Source organism: Aeromonas sp. QDB63 (genome assembly GCF_027707425.1).
Classification (GTDB): domain Bacteria; phylum Pseudomonadota; class Gammaproteobacteria; order Enterobacterales; family Aeromonadaceae; genus Aeromonas; species Aeromonas caviae.
Genome location: NZ_JAPCIS010000002.1, coordinates 21,793 through 35,677, shown reverse-complemented (window position 1 = coordinate 35,677; position 13,885 = coordinate 21,793). Strand labels below are relative to the sequence as shown.

The 13,885-nt window shown below is 63.4% G+C and carries 15 protein-coding genes and 1 pseudogene; 9 read left to right on the top strand and 7 right to left on the bottom strand.

Features of this window, described 5'->3' with window-relative positions; translation table 11 throughout:
- Nucleotides 1–21: 21 nt before the first annotated feature.
- The gene (gene sodB / locus PG879_RS01635; RefSeq protein WP_010673954.1) at nt 22–606 is read right to left on the bottom strand and encodes a superoxide dismutase [Fe]; all 585 of its coding nucleotides are present in this window, start codon (nt 604–606) and stop codon (nt 22–24) included.
- A gap of 287 nt (nt 607–893) precedes the next feature.
- On the opposite strand from sodB, the gene PG879_RS01630 reads away from it, so the two are divergent.
- Nucleotides 894–1,238, top strand: a complete 345-nt coding sequence (locus PG879_RS01630) for a Grx4 family monothiol glutaredoxin (protein WP_010673955.1) — start codon at nt 894–896, stop codon at nt 1,236–1,238.
- A gap of 72 nt (nt 1,239–1,310) precedes the next feature.
- Here PG879_RS01630 and PG879_RS01625 read toward each other — a convergent pair whose 3' ends face one another.
- The gene (locus tag PG879_RS01625; protein ID WP_010673956.1) at nt 1,311–2,522 is read right to left on the bottom strand and encodes an RsmB/NOP family class I SAM-dependent RNA methyltransferase; all 1,212 of its coding nucleotides are present in this window, start codon (nt 2,520–2,522) and stop codon (nt 1,311–1,313) included.
- Between the two features lie 211 nt (nt 2,523–2,733).
- Between PG879_RS01625 and PG879_RS01620 the strand changes: the two genes are divergently transcribed.
- The 4 genes from PG879_RS01620 to PG879_RS01605 all read left to right on the top strand — a co-directional run bounded on the left by PG879_RS01620 (nt 2,734) and on the right by PG879_RS01605 (nt 6,776).
- Nucleotides 2,734–4,701 carry a reprolysin-like metallopeptidase gene (locus PG879_RS01620; RefSeq protein WP_210601747.1) on the top strand — a complete coding sequence of 656 codons (1,968 nt, stop codon included), beginning with the start codon at nt 2,734–2,736 and terminating at the stop codon, nt 4,699–4,701.
- Nucleotides 4,698–5,021 (top strand): hypothetical protein, encoded by a 324-nt coding sequence (locus tag PG879_RS01615; RefSeq protein ID WP_010673958.1) that lies wholly within the window; start codon nt 4,698–4,700, stop codon nt 5,019–5,021. The genes PG879_RS01620 and PG879_RS01615 overlap by 4 nt, the downstream gene beginning before the upstream one ends.
- 157 nt (nt 5,022–5,178) lie before the next feature.
- Nucleotides 5,179–5,817: a pyridoxamine 5'-phosphate oxidase gene (gene pdxH / locus PG879_RS01610; protein WP_039039893.1), complete on the top strand. Its 639-nt coding sequence runs from the start codon at nt 5,179–5,181 to the stop codon at nt 5,815–5,817.
- Entirely contained in the window at nt 5,817–6,776 is a 960-nt protein-coding gene (locus PG879_RS01605) for a LysR substrate-binding domain-containing protein (protein ID WP_010673960.1), read from the top strand. The genes pdxH and PG879_RS01605 overlap by 1 nt, the downstream gene beginning before the upstream one ends.
- A 66-nt stretch (nt 6,777–6,842) precedes the next feature.
- Here PG879_RS01605 and PG879_RS01600 read toward each other — a convergent pair whose 3' ends face one another.
- The 3 genes from PG879_RS01600 to PG879_RS01590 are packed head-to-tail and all read right to left on the bottom strand — an operon-like array spanning nt 6,843 to nt 9,288.
- A complete protein-coding gene (locus tag PG879_RS01600) occupies nt 6,843–8,024 on the bottom strand; it encodes a M20 metallopeptidase family protein (RefSeq protein WP_143237239.1) in 1,182 nt (393 codons plus the stop codon).
- The gene (locus tag PG879_RS01595; protein WP_048207257.1) at nt 8,024–8,473 is read right to left on the bottom strand and encodes a hypothetical protein; all 450 of its coding nucleotides are present in this window, start codon (nt 8,471–8,473) and stop codon (nt 8,024–8,026) included. The genes PG879_RS01600 and PG879_RS01595 overlap by 1 nt, the downstream gene beginning before the upstream one ends.
- The gene (locus PG879_RS01590; protein ID WP_010673963.1) at nt 8,470–9,288 is read right to left on the bottom strand and encodes a DUF3100 domain-containing protein; all 819 of its coding nucleotides are present in this window, start codon (nt 9,286–9,288) and stop codon (nt 8,470–8,472) included. Before PG879_RS01590 ends, PG879_RS01595 begins: the two co-directional genes overlap by 4 nt.
- Nucleotides 9,289–9,548: 260 nt before the next feature.
- Between PG879_RS01590 and PG879_RS01585 the strand changes: the two genes are divergently transcribed.
- The gene (locus PG879_RS01585; RefSeq protein WP_246875654.1) at nt 9,549–10,739 is read left to right on the top strand and encodes a GNAT family N-acetyltransferase; all 1,191 of its coding nucleotides are present in this window, start codon (nt 9,549–9,551) and stop codon (nt 10,737–10,739) included.
- A 152-nt stretch (nt 10,740–10,891) separates the two neighbouring features.
- Nucleotides 10,892–11,398: a GNAT family N-acetyltransferase gene (locus PG879_RS01580; RefSeq protein ID WP_052815855.1), complete on the top strand. Its 507-nt coding sequence runs from the start codon at nt 10,892–10,894 to the stop codon at nt 11,396–11,398.
- A 72-nt stretch (nt 11,399–11,470) separates the two neighbouring features.
- On the opposite strand, the gene PG879_RS01575 is transcribed toward PG879_RS01580, so the two are convergent.
- On the bottom strand, nt 11,471–11,971 hold the full coding sequence (locus PG879_RS01575) for an SRPBCC family protein (RefSeq protein WP_010673967.1): 501 nt from the start codon (nt 11,969–11,971) through the stop codon (nt 11,471–11,473).
- A 182-nt stretch (nt 11,972–12,153) separates the two neighbouring features.
- Here PG879_RS01575 and PG879_RS01570 point away from each other — a divergent pair, with 182 nt between their 5' ends.
- Nucleotides 12,154–12,594: a GNAT family N-acetyltransferase gene (locus tag PG879_RS01570; RefSeq protein ID WP_042880882.1), complete on the top strand. Its 441-nt coding sequence runs from the start codon at nt 12,154–12,156 to the stop codon at nt 12,592–12,594.
- A 133-nt stretch (nt 12,595–12,727) separates the two neighbouring features.
- Here PG879_RS01570 and eda read toward each other — a convergent pair.
- A pseudogene (gene eda / locus PG879_RS01565) lies at nt 12,728–13,413 on the bottom strand (bifunctional 4-hydroxy-2-oxoglutarate aldolase/2-dehydro-3-deoxy-phosphogluconate aldolase).
- Nucleotides 13,414–13,545: 132 nt separating this feature from the next.
- Here eda and PG879_RS20495 point away from each other — a divergent pair.
- Nucleotides 13,546–13,683: a hypothetical protein gene (locus tag PG879_RS20495; RefSeq protein ID WP_235690580.1), complete on the top strand. Its 138-nt coding sequence runs from the start codon at nt 13,546–13,548 to the stop codon at nt 13,681–13,683.
- Nucleotides 13,684–13,885 lie beyond the last annotated feature (202 nt).

The following is a 13,885-nucleotide window of genomic DNA, read 5'->3' as shown; positions in this document are numbered from 1 at the left end:
CGTTTTGGCAAGAAAGGCTTATCAGGCAGCCAGGTTCTTGGCCACGAATTCCCAGTTGACCAGGGCCCAGAAGGTTTCCATGTACTTCGGACGCAGGTTGCGGAAATCGATGTAGTAGGCGTGTTCCCACAGGTCGACGGTCAGCAGCGGGGTGGTACCGGCTTCGGTCAGCGGGCAACCGGCGTTGGAGGTGTTGACGATGGCCAGGGAGCCGTCAGCCTTTTTCACCAGCCAGGTCCAGCTGGAGCCGAAGTTGCCGATGGCAGACTTGGTGAACGCATCCTTGAACTCGGCGAAGGAGCCGAAGGCCTTGGTGATGGCATCGGCCAGGGCGCCAGTGGGCTCGCCACCGCCGTTCGGGGAGAGGCAGTGCCAGTAGAAGGTGTGGTTCCAGATCTGGGCAGCGTTGTTGAAGACGCCACCAGTGGAGGTCTTGATGATCTCTTCCAGAGACTTGCCTTCAAACTCGGTACCCGGCACCAGGTTGTTCAGGTTGACCACGTAGGTGTTGTGGTGCTTGCCATGGTGGTATTCCAGAGTTTCCTGGGAGATGTGCGGTTCCAGAGCATTGATTGCATAGGGCAGAGCGGGAAGTTCGAAAGCCATTTTCTACTCTCCATTGGCTGGTCCGTGCGAAGGCGACGGTTGCAAGACATTGCGTACTCTTTTCTATCTTGAAAAGAATTGTTCTTGAAATGAGGGGGCCAGACGGCCCAAAGCCCGACGATTGTAGCAGTATCAAAGATGGGCGAACAACCCTTGATTCTTGCCATGATCCGGATCAAGCTGCGGCGTATTGATGCATGACTTCTTTCATTCGCAACGGTTTGCCAGTTTGTGGTCTGCCCGGATTGCAGTAGAATGGCCGCCGAAATCGCTCCAGTGAGGCATTTATGGAAACTATTGAAAAGATCAAACAGCAGTTGGCTGAGAATCCCATCATCCTCTACATGAAGGGATCCCCCAAGCTGCCCAGCTGCGGTTTCTCTGCCCAGGCCTCCCAGGCCCTGATGTCCTGCGGCGAGCCTTTCGCCTATGTCGACATCCTGCAGAACCCGGACATCCGCGCCGAGCTGCCGAAATTCGCCAACTGGCCCACCTTCCCGCAACTGTGGGTCGAGGGCGAGCTGGTCGGTGGTTGCGACATCATGATCGAGATGTTCCAGGCCGGCGAGCTGCAGACCCTGATCAAGGAAACTGCCGCCAAGCACAAGCAGGATGACGCTGCTGCCGAGTAAGGCCGCATCTATACCATGCAATGCAAAAAGGGGAGCCACTGGCTCCCCTTTTCTTTGTGCCCACGACAGACATCAGGCGATGCGTTCGAGGCGCGCCATGTAGAAGCCGTCGAAGCCGGTCTCTGCCGGGCTGACGTTGTGATCGCCGATCAGGCGGAAGTGCTCGTTGGCGGCGAGGAACTTGTCCACCTGCTGGCGGTTCTCCTCGGGCAGGATGGAGCAGGTGGCGTAGACCAGCAGGCCGCCCACCTTCACCATCTGGCTGTAGCGCTGCAGGATCTCCTCTTGCAGGGCGACCAGCACCGGCAGGCGCTCGGCGGTGTCGCGCCACTTGGCATCCGGGTTGCGCTTGAGCACGCCAAGGCCGGAGCAGGGGACGTCCAGCAGCACGCGATCGGCGCTTTCTTTCAGGCGCTTGACGGTCTTGCTGCTGGTGATGACCCGGGTCTCCACGTTGTGGGCACCGGCGCGGCGGGCGCGCTGCTTGAGGTTCTCCAGTTTCCACTCTTCCACGTCCATGGCCAGCAGACGGCCCTTGCCCTGCATCATGGCGGCCAGGTGCAGGGTCTTGCCGCCGGCACCGGCACAGGCGTCGATGACCCGCATGCCGGGCTTGACGTCGAGGGCCGCGGCCACCAGCTGGGAGCCGGCATCCTGCTGCTCGAAGCAGCCATCGGCAAAGGCCTGGGTACGGAACAGGGCGGCGTCCGAGGTCACTTGCAAGGCGGTCTCCACTCCGTCGACGGGCACTGTGGTGACATGCTCTTTGGCCAGCATGGCTTGCAGCTCGTCCCGGGTGCACTTGAGGGTGTTGACCCGCAGGTAACGCTTGGGCATCCAGGCCAGGGCGGCACGCTCGGCCGGCCAGGCGTCGCCCAGTTGCTCGCTGCCGAGTTTTTCCAGCCAGGCAGGGCAGCCGTCCATCAGCACCGGGTTCTTCTTGGCTTCGGTCAGGCGGCGGCGGAACGCCTCCTCGTTGAAGCGATCCAGGGTCGGGTGGTTGGGCTGATCTATCTTGTGGAAGGCGTGCCAGCTGTGCAGCAGCGGCCAGACATTCTTCTCCGCCTGACGGACCTGGATGCCGGTGAGGAAGCAGTAGAGGCTGAGGCGGCGCAGCAGATCGCCGGTGACCAGGGCAATCCTTGCCTGTTCTTGCGGTTTGAGTTCGATGCCGGAGAAGTGACGTGCATAGGCGCGGTCGAGGGTAAGACCCTGACCCAGCACATCGTCAACGATGGCAACGACCAGATCCCCGAAACGGGGCAACAGTGGGGACTTGAGCATGAGATTAACCTTGGCCAAAGAAAGAGTGAACCGGCCCCGTCGAAGAGGGGTTCTGGAACGGACAAATCCGCGCCATGATAGGGGCTAGTCTGCATTGGTGCAACCTTCCCCATTCGGGGAATGTACAGAGGATGTTGCTGGACTAATCGGACCAGCGGGCAAATGATGCCGTGGCAGTTCAGGTGAATCCGTTTAAAAAGGAATTAAAAAGATGCAGTTGATGAAATATTCTCCGCTGGCGGTGCTGGTGGCGGGTCTGATGACGTCCGGCAACCTGATGGCCGGCGAGTGGCATACGGTCACGGCGCGGGCCACCGCCGCCGATGGGTACGAGGTGAGGGCCAGCCAGTATCGCATCGTCACCGTCTCCACCGATTACCTGGCTGCCCTGAAGGGGGGCGAGCGCCGCCTGACCCTGCCCCTGCCGGATGGCAAGGAGGTGACCTTCAGCCTGCAACCCTATGATCTGCTGCCGGCGGATCTGGCCGCCAAATATCCCGATATCCTGGCCTTCAAGGGGTACAACGAAGCGGCGCTGGGCGAGACCGGGCGCTTCGATCTCGGTCCCCAGGGATTCCACGCCATGTTCAGCCATGAAGGGAAAATGGTGTTCGTCGATCCCCTTCGCAATGGGGAAGGCTATGCCGTCTATTACCAGCAGGATGCCCACAGCCGGCTGGAAGAAGAGGCGGACAAGGTGATCGGGGGCGAGGCCAAAAAGCTGGCCCGCCAGGTGCTGGTGGATGGCAACGAGCGCAAGCGCTATGTCATCGCCATCTCGGCGGCGGGGGAGTACACCCAGTATCACGGCGGTACCGTGGAGGCGGGTCTTGGCGCCATCACCACCCTGCTCAACCGGGTCAACGAGGTCTACCAGCGTGACGTGGCGGCCGAATTCCAGCTGGCCAGCGGCAACGACACCATCATCTTCACCGACGTGGCGAACGATCCCTTCAACAATGATGACGGCGATATCGATGCCAACATGCAGGTGCAGGCCGATGCCCTGACCAAGGGGCTGGGGGCCTTCGACATCGGCCATGTGGTCAACACCGGTGGCGGCGGCCTGGCGGGACTGGGCGTACTCTGCACCCCTGACAAATCGGCGGGGATGACGGGCTCCTCCGAGCCGGTGGGGGATGCCTTCTTCATCGACTACGTAGCCCACGAGATCGGTCACCAGTTCGGAGCAGACCACACCTTCAACGGCACCACAGGCAGCTGTGGTGGCGGCAATCGGGAGGCAAGCCAGGCCTGGGAGCCGGGCAGCGGCAGCTCCATCATGGCCTATGCGGGGATCTGCGGAGACGAAGATCTGCAGCCCCACAGCGAGCCCTATTTCCACAGCAAGTCCATCGAGCAGATGCGGGCCCACATGGCCACTGTGCCAAATTGCGGCACCCCGTTGGCGCTGGTCAACAATGCGCCCCAGGTGGCGGCAGGCAATGACTACGTCATCCCTGCCAACACCCCCTTCGTGCTCAAGGGGGCGGGGGCCGATCTTGACGGCGATCCGCTGAATTACACCTGGGAGCAGATCGATCTGGGGACGGAGTCGAGCAGCCCGGCCACCATGGTGGACGACGGCAGCCGCCCGCTGTTCCATTTCGTGGCGCCGACCAGCTTGCCGGAGCGCACCCTGCCGAGTCTCACCTCCCTGCTCACCAACACCCTGGCGATAGGGGAGGCCTGGCCTGCCACCAACCGGGACCTGAACTTCCGCCTCACGGCGCGGGACGGCAAGGGCGGTGTCGCCAGCGATGACATGAAGATCCAGGTGGTCAACACCGGCAAGGCCTTTGCCCTGACCAGCCCGGTGGTGACCCCCCTGGGGGCGGGCAAGACGCAGACCATCAGTTGGGAAGTGGCCGGCACCAATGCCGCCCCCATCAACTGCAGCAAGGTGGATCTCTTCATGACCCGGGACGAGGGGGCAAACTGGACTCCCCTTGCCAGCGGCAAACCCAACTCGGGCTCGGCGAGCGTCACCATCCCGGCGGGCCAGGATGGCACTGCCCGCTTGAAGGTGGCGTGCAGCGACAACATCTTCTTCGCCATCAGTCCCCTCAAGCTCTCGGTCACCCAGCGCGGTGAAGAGGGGGGAAGCGGTGGCGGCGGTGCCCTCGGCTTCTGGACCCTGGCCCTGGCGTTGCTGGGCTGGCAGCGGAGGCGGGCATGAGACTGGCCGGGGTGCTGCTGCTCACCCTGCTCGGCGGTTGTCAGGCCGATGCAGACACCCTGGAGCAGGCGGTCAGCGCCAGCCTTGCCAGGCAGGACTACCGGCTGATCGTGCGGGCCGGGCGCGGCGAGGTGGCGCCCGGGATCGCGGCGGATCAGCAGGCGGCGGCCAAGGCGCGCTGCGGCGTGCGCTATCTCGACGGATTCGGGGATGTCATCAAGCCGGATCAGAAGGAGGCCCATGCCAGGCTGAGCGCCTATGCGGCGGACTACAACCGGCGCATGCTGGCCCATTGCCCGCCGGTTGACGGCAAGCAGTAGGCTGACGGTCATCGGCATAAAGAGGGAGGCATGAGCCTCCCTCTCTTTTTGCTCCGCCATTTGGCCGCCCCGAGGCTTGTACCCATGGCGCGCTCGTCGCACAATGCCTGCACCCATCGCCGCACGGGCGGCAGAGAAAGAGAGAAGGAAAATCAAGATGATGGATGTGGCTGATCTGCGTCGCGAATACACCAGGGGTGGACTGCACCGGGCCGATCTGCCGGCCGAGCCCCTCACCCTGTTCGAGAAGTGGCTGGCCCAGGCGTGCGAGGCCAAACTGACCGATCCCACCGCCATGGTGGTGGGCACCGTGGATGCCGATGGCCAGCCCTGGCAGCGCACCGTGCTGCTCAAGCACTACGATGCCGAAGGCATGGTGTTCTACACCAACATGGGCAGCCGCAAGGCGCATCAGCTGGAGGGCAACCCCCGTATCAGCCTGCTCTTCCCCTGGCACACCCTGGACAGACAGGTACACGTGACCGGTCGGGTGGAGAAGATGAGCACCTTCGAGGTGATGAAGTATTTCCACAGCCGTCCCAAGGACAGCCAGATCGCCGCCTGGGTCTCCAAACAGTCGACCCGCATCTCGGCCCGTGGCGTGCTCGAGGCCAAGTTCCTCGAACTCAAGCAGAAGTTTGCCAATGGCGAGGTGCCGCTGCCGAGCTTCTGGGGTGGTTTCCGGGTGCGCATCGACACCGTCGAGTTCTGGCAGGGCGGGGAGCATCGTCTGCACGATCGCTTCTATTACACCCGCGAGGGGGACGGCTGGCACATCGAGCGCCTGGCGCCCTGATGAACATCGCCCGGCTCAAGAATTTCACCGAGATAGTGAAGAACAACTTCAACATCTCGGCGACGGCGGAGAAGCTCTATACCTCCCAGCCGACCCTCAGCAAGCAGATGAAGATGCTGGAAGAGGAGCTGGGGCTGGCGCTGTTTACCCGCAAGGGCAAGAACCTGGCGGGCCTGACCCCCATGGGGGAGCAGGTGATGGAGCTGGCCAGGGGAGTGGTGGCCCAGGTGGAGCAGATTGGTCAGCTTTCCCTCGGGGATCAGCTGGCCACCAGCGGGGTGCTGCGCATCGCCACCACCCACACCATGGCCCGCTACAAGCTGCCGGCGGTCATTACCGAATTCTCCCGCCGCTACCCCGAGGTGAGCATCCAGCTGCATCAGGGAGCCCCTGCCCAACTGGCGCAGATGGCGCAAAACGGGGATGTGGAGATGGCCATCGCCACCGAGTCCATGCACCTGTTCGACGAGCTGGCGACCGTGCCCTGCTATCGCTGGGGGCGCAGCGTGGTGGTGCCCCACGGCCATCCGCTGCTGGACTGCCAGCCGCTGGCCATGGCGGATCTGGCCCGGTATCCCCTCATCACCTATGTGTTCGGTTTCACCGGCCGCTCCAAGATGGACAAGGCGTTCGGTCGCCATGGTCTCAGCCCCCGCATCGTGCTGACGGCCACCGACAGCGACATCATCAAGCACTATGTGCGCCTGGGGATGGGAGTCGGGGTGATCGCCACCTCGGCGTTCGACGAAGGGGACAGGGAGAGCCTGGTCTGCCTCAACATCGATCATCTGATCGCCTCGAGCGTGGCCCATGTGTGCCTGCGCAGGCACGCCCACCTGCGGGACTACATGTACGACTTCATCCACCTCTATGCCCCCCATGTGAGCCGGGAGACGGTGCAGCTGGCGCTGCTCAACCAGGGAACGCCCGCTCCGTCTGCGACTCTGCCCTGGCTCTGACGCCGAGACATAAAAAAGAGAGGCCGTCGGCCTCTCTTTGCATTGCTATCCCCTTGTACTGACCCCTCAGGCGGCTCGGGTCGCCAGATTGACGAAGATCTGGGCTCCCACCAGCAGGCAGTCGTCGTCCAGGTAATAGGGGTTCGCGTGCAGGTAGTTGCAGATCCCCTTGGCCTGATTGCCGCTGCCGAGGAAGAACATGGCCCCCATGCGGCTTGGCGTGGCGTTGATCATGTAGCTGAAGTCCTCGCTGCCGGTCATGGGCTGGCCCTTTGCGTTGATCCCGTCGCTGGACAACACCTCCGAGGCGGCTTGTTGCAGGCGCTCGCAGGCCTGGGGGTGGTTCTCCACTGCCGGGTAGCCGGCATGGACCATGGTGGTCTTGAAGCCGCGCAGCTCGCTCTGGGCGATGATGTCCCTGAAGCTGTTTTTCAGGATCTGGTCGGTTTCGGTGTCCATGGCGCGGATGGTGCCACGGGCCTGCACATGATCGGCGATGGCGTTGGGAATGGTGCCGCCGTTGATCATGCCGCAACCAAAGACCGCCGGGCTGAACGGACTGGTGCGCTTGGCGACGATGTAGTCCATGTCCTCGATGATCCGCACCGCCTCCCGGATGGCATCCAGCCCCTTGTGGGGGGTGGAGCCGTGGGCGGAGATGCCGTGCACATCGAGCGTCCAGGCAGACCCCCAGGAGGACATGACCCCCTGGTTGAACTTGATGGTGCCCGTCTCCATGGCGCCGTCGTTGTGCAGGGCATAGACCTCGTCCACCCCCTTCATGCAGCCAAGCTCCACCATCTTTTCGGCACCGGGGACGCGCATGTCCTCTTCCGCCATCTGGAAGATGAAGCGGACGTTGTAGCGCAGGCGCTCGCGGTTGGCGGCCAGAAACCTGGCGGCGGTCAGAGCGATCGCCATGTGGGAGTCGTGGCCGCAGTTGTGGGCCATCCCCTCATGGGTGGATTTGAACGCCACCTCGCTCATGTCGTGCATCTCCAGGCCATCCATGTCGGCACGAAAGGCAATGGTGGGCAGGGTGGGGTCGACCGCCAGATCCCCGTGAAAACCGGTGAAGCCGGGATACAGGGTGATCCTGTAGCCGAACTCTTCCATCAACCCACGGCAGTAGGCAGAGGTCTTGAACTCGGCCCCGGAGTATTCCGGGATGCGGTGCAGGTGGTGGCGCACTTCGTAGCTGAAGTCGCGCAGGGCCAACAGGTCAGGTTCGATATGGTAGTGGTTCATCAGATGATCCCTTGAATGGAGAAACCGAGCTGGGCAACCAGGGAGGCGCCAAAGAAGCAGCAGGTGGAGACGATCATGAAGATGAGGATCACCTTCCACGACATCTTCTTGAGCTCCTCCAGCTGACCGCCCACCGAGAGGCCGGCGAAGGCCAGGAGCGGCACGCAGCAGGAGAGGAAGGAGATCTTGGCCACGGCATCGATGAAGAGGCCGCGCACCGGGGTCTCGGGCAGGCAGATGAGAATGCCGATGATGGTGGCATAGGCAAAGGCCGGCAGGGAGGAGGGCAGGTAGCGCTTGGCCACCAGGGAGGCGAACACCACCAGAGACATGGCGACGAAGCTGTCCCCCATCTGCCACAGCGGCAGGCCCGAGGTCAGGGTCTGGGTGAACATGGCCAGCAGGATCGCCAGGAAGACGAAGCGCATATCCATCACGATGCTTTTCATGCTTTCTCTCCTTTGGCGGTCAGGGCATAGATTTTTTCAGCGAGCGGCAGACCCAGATAGGTGAGGGAGAGCGCTCCCAGGGCCGACGAGAGCAGGTTCGAGGCGGCGGCGATGCTGAGCACCTGCTGGGCCATCGCCTCATCGAGGCCGTTGATGAGGGCACCGGAGGCGGCGCTCAGCATGGAGCCGGATCCCACGCCGGAACCGGCGGCCAGGGCCAGGGGGTGCAGCCCCGTGAGGGGGGCAATGCTGCCGAGCACGCTGAACCAGAGGGTGCCGATGACGGAGCCGCACAGGTAGATGGCGAGCACGCCGATGTATTCCTGGGAGCCGGTGCCGAACTTGCCCTGGATCACCGCGACCGAGGGTTCACGGCTGATGGAGGAGCAGGCCCCGATGGCGCGGCGGCCAAAGCCGAATTTCACCGCCAGCGGAATGGCGATGAGGATGGGTAGGAGGTTGCCTATCTCCTGCAGGAAGAGCGGTACGCCGACGCTCAGGATCATCTTGAGGTTGGGGATGATCATCCCCGCATACTGGGTCCCGAGGATCAGCAGGCTGAAACCCACCATCTTGCCGCAGAAGCCCTCTTCTCGCTCGGTGAAGAGCCTCTTCCAGCCGGGAATGCGATCCTTGACGGGCTTGGCGGAGACGATCATGCCGATGATGACGGCAAAGAGCATGGGCAGGATGGGAATGATGGCGATGCCGAGTCTGATCTCCTGCTTCCCGATGAGGGATTGGGCCACGAAGATCAGCAGGGCGGTCGCCAGGGTACTGACTACTACCGTTTTGAGTGGGCTGGTTGGCTGCATAGTGTGTCTCTTGTTATCCGTTGTCCTTCATGGGCGTCTTTGGTCACGCCATGATGGGGGCATGATAGGAAGCGAGGAGGGGAAGGAATGTGACCGCCATCAAGTCAGCCATATGGCATTTTTTCATGGGGTATGCCGTTTAACCATGGTAAACATATGGTTTAACAACTCATTGGCAGCTGCTTATGCTGCCTCAGACAGGAGTGTGGTGCCGCCCGGGCACCCGGTGCCTGATCCGGGGGGCGGATGTGGGGGAAGGAATGGATCTGTTGATCGAGGGTGCGCTCTGGCGCCCCTCCTGGCAAGCGGCGTTGCAGGCCTGGCAGCACCGGGGAAACCGCTGGTGGCTGTTGCTTGGCAAAGGGGAGGCGAGGGAGACGGCACCCTGGTCGGTCAGCCCGCCAGATGGCATTCTCCTTGCCCGCGACCTGCTTGCCGCCTGGCTGGGGGAGGCCGCCTCCCCGCTGATGGCGACACAGCCGGACCGGCAGATCCTGATCGCTGCCTCCGGCTCCCTGCTGACCCTGGCCAGAGAGAGCGGCTTGCTCACCCTGGGGCCCGTGGGGGCGGATCACCGCCTCGGTGCCGATGACGACCTCGGGGTTGCCCTGCAACGCCTGCTTGCCCGCCGCCTGATGACCCCGGTGCTGCGCGAGCCTGGCGGGCAGGACGCGCTGGTGCTGCGCCCCCTGCTGCCCGGCGATGAGAGCGCCATCCTGCGTTATTGTTCGGATGCGGCGCTCGCCCGCTATACCCTCAACATCCCCCACCCCTATTCGCCGGAGGCGGCGCGGGACTGGCTTGCCCTGAGCGGGCGCAAGGCTGCTCTCGGGCTGGGATGCACCTGGGCCCTGACTCTGCCCCAGGGGTGTGAAGACGAGCCCGCTCCCCTGGTCGGTACCCTCTCCCTGCACTGGCACGGGGAGCTGGCATGGTGGGTCGGCGTGCCCTGGCAGAACAGAGGGCTGGCCACCCGGGCCGCGAGCCTGGTCAGGGCGTTTGCCTTCGAGCAGTGGCACCTGCCCGCCCTCACCGCCCGCCACATGCCGGGCAACCTCGCCTCAGGCCGGGTGATGGAAAAGACTGGCATGCACCATGACGGGCGTCGGCCAGATCCGGCCGATGGCGCCCTCGTGCTCGATTACTGGCGGCTGGATCGCCCGGCGCGTCTGACGGATGCACGCAAAGAGGCGCTGGCCCCCTGGCTGGATGACGAGGAGGTGGTCGTGGCCATACTGCACGGTGAGGGGGTGGCGCTCTTCATGGCGGGGGAGACGACAGAGGGCGAGCAGACACTCAGCGGGCTGACGGTGCGGCGCTATCCCCTGGCCATGCTGGCGCCAGAGGCACCCGGGGTGCAAGCCCATGGGGGTGGCGCCCTCCTCAAGGAGTGCGGGGATCTGGGCCTCGCCTATCTGCGGCGATTGCGACAGCCTGACGACGGACGCTGATGGCTTGCGCAAGGGCGGTCATCGCGAAGCCTGGTGCGGGGTTTGTCAGGCGTTTTCCTGAGTCCGTCCTCCCATTTTCAGACAAAGGCAGTGAAGTGGCGCCCCACTTCTGTGGAATAATGGCCGCCCTGCTGTACGAGGAGTAACGCTGTATGTTGAGAACCGAGCGTCCCGGCGACATGCTGCCAGTCTATGAGCTGGTGAGTGCCGCCTTTGGTCGTCCCGACGAGGCCGAACTGGTCAACCGCCTGCGAGAATGTGGGGCCGCCGTGGTCACCATGGTCGAGGAGGAAGAGTACGAGTTCATGGGGCACCTGATGCTGAGCCCGATCACCATTGAGGGACAGGAAGGGCCCTGGCTGGGACTGGCACCCGTGGCCGTGCATCCCGACTGGCAGGGGCAGGGCATTGGCTCGGATCTGGTGCGGGAAGGGCTGGACACGGCACTGGAGATGGACTGGAAGGCGGTGGTGGTGCTCGGGGATCCTGCCTACTACGCCCGTTTCGGGTTTCGGCCTGCCAGCGACTTCGGCCTGCACTGCATCTACGAGGTGTCGACGGAGTGTTTCATGGCGATGGAGTTGCAACCCGGCGGGCTCGACGGGGTAAGGGGCGAGGTGCTCTATCACCCCCTGTTCGATGAAGAGCCGGTGGAGTGACCGCCTGCCTATCCACGAAAAAGGACCCTGAGCGGGTCCTTTTTCATGCCATGCCCATCGCTTGAATGGACGTCACTGGGCCAGGGATTTCAGCTGCTGCTTGCCCGGCGGGTTGTTCCAGTCGATGGGGCCGTGGGTGAAACGGTACTGAAGCCTTGGCAGACTCAGTTCCAGCCACTCCTCCCGGAAGTAGGCATAACCCTGGTCCCAATCCGGATCCTGCGCCCAGCCGGTCTGCAGGAAGTGGAGCCGGGTGCCCTGGCCCTCCGGCACGAAGCGCAGGCTGACCTGGGTCTTCTGCTGACGAATGTGGGGAAACTGGGGAGGGAAATTCCAGCTGAAGCTGAGCAGATCATGGGGCATGACCGCCATCACCCGGCACCCTTCGCTGCCACGCTCGCCGAGGGGAGCATCGGGTCTGAAATAGATCTCGAACGGTCCGTTGGGTTCCGGGACCATGAGGCACTCCGGCGCCAGAAAACTGCGCAGCCCGCTCTCCGTGGTCCAGGCCCGCCAGACATCGTCAATGTGGGCGGGTACCAGAATACTGCCTTCAATTTGCTTGTTATCCATAAATCAGTGAACCTCAAACCAGTCATGGACGGGACCTCGGCAGTATAGCCCCTGAGGCGATAAAATAGGCAGCCCTGTGTCACACGGTTACGTATTCAAGAGGGTCCACATTGCCGATTTGACAGCACGGCGGGATCCATCGAGAGTGGGAAGCGACAAGCACGCAACGCAAGGATGGTGTCATGATCAGAATGATGACGGAAGCTGACGAGCCCATGCTGGCGCAGCTCTTCCTCAAGGGAAGGCGCCAGGCCTTCCATTGGGTTGATCCCGCCCTGTTCCGGCTCGAGGATTTTGCCGAGCAGACCCGGGGCGAGGAGATCTGGGTGGCGGAGAAAGGGGGCAGCCCGTGCGGATTCGTCTCCATCTGGGGGGCCGAGAGCTTCGTGCATCATCTCTACGTGGTGGCGGACTGGCACGGGCAGGGCATGGGGCGGGCCTTGCTTGCCGCCGGCTTGGCCGGATACCCCTCCCCGGCCTCCCTCAAGGTGGCCATGCGCAACACCACGGCGATGGCTTTCTATCATCGCCTGGGCTGGGAGAACACCGAAGAGACGGGTCATTGCGACATCACGGGCCCCTGGCGCAGGCTGGTGTTGACGCCCGATGCCGCAGGGGAATAAGCCGCTGGCAGACTGCGGCAACCGCACCGCACATTGATCTCCAGCCCTGGCAGGGCATAAAAAAGCCACTTCGCGGGAAGTGGCTCTTCAACACATCCGGGGGAGGGCAGACCTTCCCTCGCTCAACCGATGATCACAGGGCCGCCACGGCCTCTCTTACCAGGGCGGCCAGCTCTTCCCACCTGCCCTCGTCGATGAGCTTGGCCAGCACCATCCAGGTGCCGCCGCAGGCGATCACGGCATTCAGCCCCAGATACTCTTTCAGATTGGCCGGCGTCACGCCGCCGGTGGGCATGAAGCGCACCGGATAGACGGCGCCCAGGGCCTTGAGCATGGCGGTGCCGCCTGACTGCTCTGCCGGGAAGAACTTGAGGTGGCGCAGCCCCATCTCCATGGCTTGCTCCACCAGGCTGGGGTTGTTGACCCCGGGATGATGGTGACGTCCTTGACCAGGCAGTACTGCACCGTGGTCGGGTTGAAGCCGGGGCTGACGATGAAGTCGGCGCCCGCCGCAACGGCCGCATCCACCTGCTCGCGGTTGAGCACGGTGCCGGCCCCGAGCAGCAGATCCGGGTAGGCCGCGCGCATCTGGCGGATGGCCTTGGCGGCGGCGTCGGTGACGTCGGCCCCTTGCAGGCGTGCGGCGAGATAACCGGCGCTGAAGGAGTCGCCCGCCGCCGTGGTGTCGATCACCTGTTCGGCGGACAACCGCAGGGCGGCGATTTCGATCCGCTGCGCTGCCGTGACCACCAGGCAAGGCTCAGAGCCGCGCTTGACGACGATCTCGCCCACCCCGAAGCCCTGGCTCCCTGGCTGCATTGCGAGCGCAACTCCTACTGGCGCAAGCTCCACGAGCATATCGACGACAAGGCCATCTCCAGCTGGTGCGACGATCACGACCAGATCCTCAAGGCCTTGATGCGCAAGGATCCGTAGGCGGCCAAGCTGGCCATGTGGCAGCACCTGGAGAACACCAAGCAGATGCTCTTCCAGGCCACCATCTTCGATGACGAAATGGAGGATGACCGCTACCTCTTCTCCGAAAATCCCGTCGTTCATCTGACCCAGCCTTCCACTGCCAACGGCTAGTGGAAGATTCTCGGGGGCGAACCCTCGAGGTTGTTTCAACCCCATGGAGGCGCTGGGCTGATGGCGTGGCCCACAGCGCCCGGGCAAATTGCTGCTCCACTCGCCGGTTTTTGCTGGCGACGCCACCTGGAGCTGGCCCATGTCAAATGCAGCCACCCCCCGCAGAGCCTTTGGCCTGATCTGGAGATGTGCTGCGCTCGTG